Consider the following 8,659-nt stretch of genomic DNA (forward strand, 5'->3'; position numbering starts at 1 on the left):
GTTGCGGATATTGCCCGTTCCCACACCGGCCGGGTCATGCTTCTCATAACCCAGGTGCTCGGTCATCTCCTCATTGAGAGCGGTCTCGAGCACCGTCTTGGTCAGCTGCTTGAGCAGCCCATCGGGCCCGGTCAGCGACAGGCCCTGTTCCTGGGCCAACCGCACCAGCTCGACCGCAGCCCGCTGCTCAGCGGACTGCTCAGCTGCCTTCCTCTTCGCCACATCATCCAGTGTCGTCATCACGGCACCTTCCTCGCCGAGCATCGCTCAGCGTGTCAGGCCGGAAACACCGTTAATTCCACAGTCCCGTTTTGCGTTCCGTTGGTGGGGACGATGCTGGCGTGGTGCAGTAGGCGGTCGAGAATGCTGGCGGCGGTGGTGTGCTCGGGTAGGAATCTGCCCAATTGTTCGAATGGCCAGTGTGAGGCGACGGCCAATGAGCGGCGCTCGTAGCCGGCGTCCGCGAGTCGGAACAACGATTGGGTGCCGGTGTCATCGAGCGGTGCGAAGCCGATTTCGTCGCTTTATCCCGACGTCTTATCCGGGGTCGCGGGACCACCGTCCGTGACGGATGACAACCGATCTTTTCGGGGTCGGCGTGTCGTTCGCAGAGGAATTATCTGGGGTCGTTACGGTGCGGGGTGTGACGACCGCAACCGTGGGGACGGGATCCTGCCGGGCACAGGGTTTGACTCTTCCCTCGGGTGCACGCACATGGACCGTGCTGGACGCGGGCCACCATGTGGTCCGACCGGCCGAGGAGTACCTGGAATATCTACGGGCTCAGCAGGTGTCGCCGAACACGGTGAAGTCCTACGCGCGGGCGTTGGCGTTGTGGTGGCAGTTCCTGGAGCTGTTCGGGCTGGACTGGGATGCGGTGACATTGGAGAACTTCGGGGCGTTCCTGACCTGGTTGCGCACCGGGGACGGGCCGGAGGTCGCGTCGATCGAGCGCCGTCGGGCCCGGTTTGCCGAGTCGACGATCGGTGCGCGGCTGGGCGCGGTGATCTCCTGCTACGACTACCACGTGCTCAACGGCGTGGACGTGGGCCGAGACCTGCATCGGATTACCCATCGTGGCGGCGGTCGGTACAAGCCGCTGCTGGAACACGTCGCCCGCCGCAAGGGCCGTCGGCAGGCGGTGATCCGGGTGCGCCACCGGCGCCGCGCGGCGCCACCGATCTTGACACCGGTGCAGATCGAGCTGATCTATGAGGCGTGCGCGAGCTGGGACACCGACACGCGGCGGTGGCGCGGATCGGTCCGTAACAGATTGCTGTGGATGTTGTTGGCGGAGACGGGCGTTCGGCTGGGCGAGGCCCTGGGGTTGCAGCATCGCGATTGGCACACCGGGTGCGGCGACACCCCGTTCATCGAGGTCGTGCACCGAGAGCATCCGCACGGGGTGCGGGCCAAGAGCGGCTACCGACGCGTGTATGTCTCCGACCAGTTGGACCGCCTCTACGGCGAGTACGTGTGGCAGTTGTGCGAGGCCGGTGCCGACCTGGCCACCGACGACTTCGACGCCACCTGCGTGTTCGTCAACCTCGACCGGGAGCCGCGGTTCGCGCCGTGGCGACCGGAGTCCGTCTACGACCTGGTGGACCGGCTGCGCCGGCAACTGTGCGGGCAGGTGCCACCGGACTGGACCCCGCACTGGATGCGACACTCGCACACCACAGCGCTGTTGCTGTCGGGGGTGCCTGTGCATGTGGTGAGTCGACGATTGGGCCATGTCGACGTGCAGACCACGCTGAGCACGTGCGCGCACGTGACCGAGGACGCAGAGATGCGGGCGGTCGCCGACTGGCAGGGGTTCACCGCCGGCTGGCGAATCGGCGCGGATCGCGATGAGCGGATCGGGTCGGGCTCGTGACCGGCGGACGCGAGGCGGCCACGATCGACTGGGTGGAAGCGGCCCGCGGCCGCTGCGACCCGCAGGCGCTGGAGGACTTGTGGGCGGGTGTGCCGGAACCGATGCGGCTGTCGTGCTTCGCCGAGTCGAGTGTCCCACCGCAGTACGCGGGAGCGTTCTGCCACGACGGGACCTGGCGGGCCGGGGTGGATCTGTCGCCGTTGCCGGAGCCGATGCGCCGGGAGGTGGCGTGGTGTGTGTTCCGCATCATCGAGTTGGGCGGGAAGATCCCGACACCGGGGTTGAGCATGCTGGTCCGCCGGCTCGGTGAGGTGATCGCCGCTCGTGGCGGGCGGGCGCCGACCTCCCTGCTCGGACTGTCCGTCCCGCAGTGGTGCCAACAGATCCAGCGTGTGGTGCACCGCCGCAGCGGACGGCTGCCACCGGCTGCCACGATGACCAACATCCGCCGGTTGCTGACGCGGATGATGCGTCTGCTCGTCACCGCCGCCGACACCGGCCCGTGGTGGCAGCGGGACCAGTGGAACCCGGTGGAGGACAACCGGATTCCGTTGCGTGATCACGAGCCGATGGGCCGGTACTCGGTGCGGTTCGACCGGATCGGCACCCGGTGGCTGCGGCGCGGCCTGCAGTGGCACTGCAAGGTCGGCCTGGACACCGGGGCGTTGACCTGGTCGACGGTGCACCGCCGGATCGTGGCGGTGAACGAGTTCGACGGGTTCTTGGCCGGTCGCGGGGTCGACGGGCCGTGGTTGGCCGATCACCCGGCCGGGATGCGCGCGCTCATGCTGGATTTCCTCGGTCATCTCCGCGCCCGTCCGGTGACCCGTGGACGCCGCACCGGCCAGCGGTTGTCGCCGGCGTCGGTGCAGCGCCTGGCCAGCGATGTCGAGCAGTTCTACCTGTTCATGTCCGACAACAAAGACGCGGCCGCCGCGGCGCTGGCCGAACCGGGCTGGCTGCGACTGGGACCCGAGCACGCCGGCTTCTACCGGCGTGGTGAGCTGCCCGGCAAGCCGCGGCCCCGACTCGACGGGCAGGTCATCGACGACGACGCCATGACCCGGATCATGGGCGGGCTGGATCTGCTGGGCGCCGCGGTCGCCGACGGCGGGTTCGGTGACGAGCAGGCCATGCGGATCACCATCCTGGTCGCGTTGCTGGGCCGGCGTGTCAGCGAGATCTGCCTGCTCGACCGCGACCCACTGCTGCCGTTGTCGCCGAGCGCCCCGTCCTCGCCGGGCGAGCCCGCAGCAGACGGCAACGACCAGGCACTGGTCGCCAAGCTGCGCTACCAGCAGACGAAGATCGACGGCGCGCCGGACACCATCCTCGTGCACGCCGAGGTCGTCGCGATCATCCGCGAGCAGCAACAATGGGCGCAGCGGTTCTTCGCCAAACACGGCGCACCCGACAGGACCCCGAAGTACCTGTTCCTTGCGGCGCAGATGAACCGCAACGGCGACCGGCCCTACTCCGGCAACACCCTGCGGAATCTGCTCACCGATCTGGCCGTCCGGCTGGACGTACGTGACAGCACGGGCGCCCTGGTCGACTTCAACCGCACCCACCGATTCCGCCACACAGTGGCCACCGGCTTGCTGAACAGCGGCGTCCCGTTGCATGTGTTGCAGCGTTACCTCGGGCATCTCACGCCGACGATGAGCATGACCTACGCGCAGACCCTGCAGTCCACCGCCGAGGCCGAGTTCCTGCGCTTCCGCAAGATCACCGCCGATGGGCGCGAGATCGAGGTCGATCCCCGCGACCTCTACGACATGCTCGAATTGGACAGGCGCACCGACCGGATCCTGCCCAACGGGTACTGCCTGCTGCCTCCCCGTCAGGTCTGCGGCAAGGGCAACGCCTGCCTGACCTGCGACAAGTTTGCCACCGACGCCACCTTCCTGCCCGAACTGAAGATCCAGCAGACCCGCACCAGTCAACTCGTCGAGGAGCGCCGCCAGGCGTTCCGGACCCGCACCGGACAGGAGATGAGCGACGACAACATTTGGCTGGCCGGGCGCCGCCAGGAACAGGACGCTCTCGGCCGGATCATCCTTGAGCTCGAAGAGACCCGGCTGGCTGCGGACGGCACCGTCCAGGCCGTCCGAGGCGCCGGCGTCGAGGCCCGCACCGACGCCATAACCCGTGACCGAAAACACGATTCGGAGCGGAAGGGATCGTGAGCCGAGGCAACCCCGACAACCTCCGCCGCGCCGCCGCCGCGAAGACCGCTGCCGCCACGGCCCGGGCCGAGCAAGGCATCCGCGACATGGTCCGCCGCGGCGAGCCGATCACCTTCCGCGGCCTGGCCCAGTCCGCCGGGGTGTCGCTGGACTTCCTCTACCGCAACACCGAGATCCGGCAGCGAGTCGAACAACTCCGCAACCAGCAGCGCCGGACGTCACCGGTCCAGCCGGACCGCGCCGACCAGCCCAGCAGCGTGGTGCGCACGCTCACCGCCCAGCTCGCCGAGCTCAAACGCCGCCACCGCGAGGAAGTCAGCACGCTGCGGCAGGCCCTCGAAGCCGCCCACGGCGAGAACCTCGAACTCCGACGGCGGCTCGGCCGCGAGCCCGCAGCCGTGAATCGAGCGGAAGTCTGAACCGGTGGAGTTGCTGATCGCCCGGAACCCCGACCCGGATTCCACGCTGCCCTACCTGTTGCGGCTGCCGCTGGCCGACGGGATGGTGTTCCGCACCGCGGGGACCTGGCCGCGCACGAAAGCCCTTTTCTGCTACCCAGTTTCAGTCGACGAATGGCCCTCCGACCCCGACATAGTGGAACGCGCACGCCTGCGGTCCTGCGTGCGGCGCGGCGCCGCCATCGACGTCATCCTCGACCGGGGGCGGGAGAACCGCTCCCAGATCGTGTTCACCAAGGCCCGGGGCCGCGACATGGTGTTCTGGCAGTCCCCACGCACCCGCAAACAGGCCCGCCCGAACGTGCGCACCCCCACCGCTCGGGCCGCCGGGATCGCCGAGCTCGAGATCGTCGTCGACTCCCACGAGCAGTACGCCTACCGTTTCGGCGGTCAACACGTCCGGATCGTGAAGCGGACCTTGCCGTGCGGCGACTACGGCGTCATCCTCGACCAGCGGTTGGTGGCGTCGGTCGAACGTAAATCCCTGGTCGACCTGGTGGCCAGCCTGACCGGCGGCAAGCTCCGCTACGCGATCGCCGAACTGGCGGCACTGCCCCGCGCCGCGGTCGTGGTCGAGGACCGCTACTCGCAGGTATTTAAGCTCGACCGGATCCGGCCGGCCTTGGTCGCCGACGGCCTCGCCGAACTCCAGATCCGTTGGGCCAACGTCCCGATCGTCTTCTGCGAAACCCGCCAACTCGCCGAGGAATGGACCTATCGGTTCCTCGCCGCCGCCCACGCCTGGGCCGAAACCGAGCACGCCGCCATCGCCAAGCTCACCCCGCTGGGCGTCGCCGGCGCGACGACCGAACTCGACCAGGCGCCGGCGCCGCTGGAACCCTCCACCGCCGAAGTCCGGGCCTGGGCCCGCGCCGCAGGCCTGACCGTCCCCGACCGCGGCAAACTCCGACCCGACATCTGGGACGCCTGGCGCACCGCCAACGAAGAACGACGAACGGTTCTTTGACGGAGGCGTCCGCAAACGGTCTATCTGCACAAACAGCAAGCTCAAAGCTTTCAACCCCGGATAAGACGTCGGCATAAGCAATCTTATGCCGACGATCGTTATGCCGTGCGGCCGTTTTCCGGCTCTTCGTAATTCAGCGTTTCGGCGCCTCGTCGAGGCGCACCGTGGGCGGGCGAAGATGAGCCGCTGGTTGCGGTTGCCATCGGCACTGGCGGGGATCGATACTGGCGAGTTCGTTGTGGTTGACCCCGATTCGCTCTGTGGTGCCTGTGAGCCTGTAATTCAGCATGGTGGCGGAGGGCTTCCACGGGAACCGTGGATTGGTGCCATCGAGCCCGAGCGTCAGACTTTCCAATCTCCCTGCCCTCCCCACGACGGACACGCAATAAGTGTGAGCAGGAAGGGAGTCAACCGTCATGGAAGTCGTGCATGTCCGTTGCGCCGGGCTGGATATCTCGAAAAAGGACGCCAAGGTGTGCGTGCGGGTCGCCGGTGCGGGGCGGCGTAAGACCGTTGAGACGGTCACTGTCCTGTGAGGTCTCAGGACGTGCTTAACTCCTTTGTCGCAGGACATGGTTTACAGTCTCACGACATCCTTTACATGGGCGGATTTGGGCGCGGAGCGTGAATCTTGGCTTTCCAGCGGCGGATTGGGAGATCGGTGGTGCGCGGGTGGATGGACAGCTGGGCGCCGTCGCAGGTGACGCGAAAGTGGGTGTCCTCGACGTGGATGGTGACGATCTTGCCGGTGTAGGTGTGTCCGACGCGCAGGCGTTGGCGCGCGACCATGACGACGCCGTCTCGAGGGACCTTGCGTTGGACGCTGATCGGGCCGGGTGCGGGGGGCGGCGATTGACTGGCGGCGATCCGGGCGCCGCGGATTTTGGTGTACTGATCGGCCGGGATAGGTGAGGGCAGCGTCTTGGCGAGTAGGTCGTTGTAGACGACGTGGATGAGGTGTCCGTCGAGGCGAAGCGTGACTTTGCGTCGGGCGAGTTCGGCGCCGATTTTCAGGCGATGCTTGGCCAGCTCGGCGTTGCCGTTGATATCGACGAAGCGATCAACTTCGATCACGGTCGCCGCCGGGAGGCTGCCGGCGCGGGTCACCGATGCTGTGGCTGGCGGCGCTCCGGCCGGGCGCGCGCCGCGCATGCTCAGGATGCGGAGGTCTTCAGCGCTCAGGTTGGAGGGCACCGTCTTGACCAGCGCACCGTCGATGAGGACATGGACGGTGTACTCGTCGACCCAAACGTGCGCGCGTTGGCCAGCGCGGTTGGGGCCCAGGCTGATCCGCTGCACCGAGGGGATGACCGCCAGGAGGCCGCTGGCGGCGATGACGGTGTCGAACTCGACCGCACCGGCCGAGGGCAGCAACACCAGCCCGCTGTCGGCGCCTTCGGCGTCGGTCGTGGCGGTTGTCTCGACCGTGTCGGCTGCGTATTGACCGCCCGGGGCGTCTGGCCGTGCGGTGGGCACTAGGGGTGAGGTTGCGGAATCCGAGGGCGTTGCGGCGCAAAGCTTCTAGCCGTCCGTTGATGGCTTCGGTGGGTCCGTTGGAGGCGTGGTGGTCGAAGAAGGCAAGGATGTCGACGCGGTGGCGCCATAGCGTGCGGCCGAGTTGGGCGATCTCCTCCAGTCCGGCGGGAACCCCGCGGCGGATCGATTCGATCAGCCGGGTCATGGCGTTCTTGCCGCGATGGCGGTTGGCATCGGCGTAGGCGGCGATGATCTTCTGGTAGATCACATAGGCGACTTTGACGGCGAGGTGTTCCTCGGTGTCGAGCGTGGTGGTCAACCGTTCGTGCTGCCGGGTCGAGAGCAGCTGGATGCGGGTTCGGGCGATGCGGCGGATGCCGTAGAGCGGATCTCCGGTATGGCCGCGCCGCCCCAGGGTCTGCTGTTGGATGCGTTGGCGGATCAAGTCGAGCTTGACCCCGGCCAGCGCGACGACGTGGAAGGGATCCATCACCGTGACCGCATCCGGGATCACCTGGGCTGCTGCGGTTTTGTAGCCGGCGAACCCGTCCATCGCGATGACCTGCACCGTCTGAGCGAAGTCTGCGGTTTGAGCACTCAGCCAGCTGGCCAGCGCGGTCGCTGATCGTCCCGCGACCACGTCGAGCAATCGTGCAGGACCACTGCGGTCATGCACCGGTGTCAGGTCGATGATGACCGTAAGGACGAATCCGTCGGTTCCGTGGCGTCGTGGCGCCCAGCGGTGCTCGTCGATGCCAATGATCCTCACTCCGGCCAGCCGGTCGAGGCCCGCAGCGGCCACCAATGCGGCGGTGGCGCCCATAGCGATTGTGTTCACGGTGTGCCAGGAGACGCCAAGCTCGACGGCGATCGCCGAGACCGTGGTGCGGTCGATCATCAACCGCCGCAACACATACCGGGCACCGACGCGTCGTGGCTGATCGCGGTGCAGCCAGCTTCCCGAGGTCCTGATTGAACACCACCCGCCCACAGTTGGGCGTGACGCACCGATACCGAGGTATCGCGACCCGCAGCACCAGCGGGTAGCCGGCGACCGGCAGATCGGCCAACGGCCGGACCACGGTGTCGCGGTAACGGCCCTGGCGCCCACAATCCGGGCATCGCGGATCGCGAACAAGCGGGGCGCAGAAAATCGTCGTCACCTTCTCATCGACCGCAGCGTCGGTGATGGTCACGCCCAACTCGATGGTGCGCATGATCGTGTCGGCGACAACAGAGGGCGGGCAGGCAGTAGCCTTCGACAAGGGTCACCTCGGCGGGGTCGTGCGTGTGTAGGAACCCGCATCGTCACCCGCCGAGGCCCCACCTCAGCTCAACGACACGACCCAAGCCGCGGATATCCGCCAACCACCGCTGCACGCTCATTTCCGAAGAGCCCCTTTACATCTGAGCCGACGCCAGAATGTGCCGGGTTCGAGCGCATGGTTTTGGCGTCGCCGGCTGTCAGATCGAGCCGGTGAGCAGGTCTGAGCGGTCAACCCGAAACTGCTGAGTGATCGCCCGCTTGCTGGACATGAAATCGCGAGGGCGGTTGACGCAGTCGGCGGCAATGAGTTCACGATCGCGGAAGTAGAAGCAGCTGAATTCACGGTCTCGCGACGGGTCGCCGCTGAAGACCACTTCGTCGTATCCGGTGTTGAGACCGGCAATCTGGAGTTTGAGGTCGTACTGG

The 8,659-nt window shown here is 67.1% G+C and carries 7 protein-coding genes and 3 pseudogenes; 4 read left to right on the forward strand and 6 right to left on the reverse strand.

Features of this window, described 5'->3' with window-relative positions; all coding sequences use genetic code 11:
* Positions 1 to 240: transposase (locus tag CYU59_RS24855; RefSeq protein ID WP_293003911.1), on the reverse strand; the 240-nt coding region annotated here is incomplete at its 3' end.
* A gap of 35 nt (positions 241 to 275) precedes the next feature.
* Positions 276 to 521, reverse strand: a pseudogene (locus tag CYU59_RS24860) (ATP-binding protein); the annotation flags it as partial.
* 122 nt (positions 522 to 643) lie between these two features.
* Here CYU59_RS24860 and CYU59_RS24865 point away from each other — a divergent pair.
* Genes CYU59_RS24865 through CYU59_RS24880 form a run of 4 tightly spaced genes read left to right on the forward strand, consistent with a single transcriptional unit; the run spans position 644 to position 5,490 of the window.
* Positions 644 to 1,876 carry a tyrosine-type recombinase/integrase gene (locus CYU59_RS24865; protein ID WP_293003913.1) on the forward strand — a complete coding sequence of 411 codons (1,233 nt, stop codon included), beginning with the start codon at positions 644 to 646 and terminating at the stop codon, positions 1,874 to 1,876.
* Complete coding sequence (locus tag CYU59_RS24870) at positions 1,873 to 4,065, forward strand: tyrosine-type recombinase/integrase (RefSeq protein WP_293003915.1); 2,193 nt, start codon at positions 1,873 to 1,875, stop codon at positions 4,063 to 4,065. Before CYU59_RS24865 ends, CYU59_RS24870 begins: the two co-directional genes overlap by 4 nt.
* Entirely contained in the window at positions 4,062 to 4,484 is a 423-nt protein-coding gene (locus CYU59_RS24875) for a DUF6262 family protein (protein WP_293003917.1), read from the forward strand. Before CYU59_RS24870 ends, CYU59_RS24875 begins: the two co-directional genes overlap by 4 nt.
* Positions 4,485 to 4,488: 4 nt before the next feature.
* Entirely contained in the window at positions 4,489 to 5,490 is a 1,002-nt protein-coding gene (locus CYU59_RS24880; RefSeq protein WP_293003919.1) for an ERCC4 domain-containing protein, read from the forward strand.
* 597 nt (positions 5,491 to 6,087) lie between these two features.
* Here CYU59_RS24880 and CYU59_RS24885 read toward each other — a convergent pair.
* The 4 genes and pseudogenes from CYU59_RS24885 to CYU59_RS24905 all read right to left on the reverse strand — a co-directional run.
* A complete protein-coding gene (locus CYU59_RS24885) occupies positions 6,088 to 6,966 on the reverse strand; it encodes a hypothetical protein (RefSeq protein ID WP_293003921.1) in 879 nt (292 codons plus the stop codon).
* A 55-nt stretch (positions 6,967 to 7,021) separates the two neighbouring features.
* Positions 7,022 to 8,077: pseudogene (locus CYU59_RS29095) on the reverse strand (ISL3 family transposase); the annotation flags it as partial.
* Positions 8,028 to 8,183, reverse strand: a pseudogene (locus CYU59_RS24900) (ISL3 family transposase); the annotation flags it as partial. The pseudogenes CYU59_RS24900 and CYU59_RS29095, both read right to left, overlap by 50 nt.
* Positions 8,184 to 8,430: 247 nt before the next feature.
* The coding region (locus CYU59_RS24905; RefSeq protein WP_293003925.1) for an oxidoreductase C-terminal domain-containing protein at positions 8,431 to 8,659 on the reverse strand (229 nt) is incomplete at its 5' end.

It is taken from the genome of Mycobacterium sp., assembly GCF_002863225.1.
Lineage (GTDB): Bacteria > Actinomycetota > Actinomycetes > Mycobacteriales > Mycobacteriaceae > Mycobacterium.